Source organism: Arhodomonas sp. KWT, from assembly GCF_010993615.1.
The window spans coordinates 1-598 of record NZ_WNXE01001003.1; the positions used below are offsets into that span (position 1 = coordinate 1).

Sequence of the window (598 nt, forward strand, 5' to 3'; positions counted from 1 at the left end):
TGCTGCTCGGCGCCATGGCCGGCTTCGATCACCGCGACTCCACCAGCGTGCAGCGCGAGGTCCCCGACTACCGCGCCGCCCTCGGCGACGACATCCGCGGCCTGCGCATCGGCCTGCCGGCGGAATACTTCGGCGAGGGCCTGGACGCCGGCGTGCGCGCCGCCATCGACGAGGCGGTCGCCGCGCTCCGTGCCGAGGGCGCCGAGATCACCGAGGTCTCGCTGCCCAACACCCACCTCGCGGTGCCGGTGTACTACGTCATCGCCCCGGCGGAGGCCTCCTCCAACCTCTCGCGCTTCGACGGCGTGCGCTTCGGCTACCGCTGCGAGGACCCGCGCGGACTGGAGGACCTCTACACCCGCAGCCGCGGCGAGGGCTTCGGCGACGAGGTCAAGCGCCGCATCATGGTCGGCACCTACGCCCTGTCGGCGGGCTACTACGACGCCTACTACCTCAAGGCGCAGCAGGTCCGTCGAATGATCCGCGACGACTTCACCCGCGCGTTCGAGGACGTGGACGTCATCCTCGGCCCGGTGGCGCCGACCCCGGCGTTCGACATCGGTGAGAAGGCCGACGACCCGGTGCAGATGTATCTCTC

At 71.1% G+C, this 598-nt stretch carries 1 protein-coding gene; it reads left to right on the forward strand.

What is annotated here, in order from left to right:
- On the forward strand, positions 1-598 hold a 598-nt coding region (locus tag G7A99_RS23805; RefSeq protein ID WP_240466407.1), incomplete at both ends, for an amidase family protein.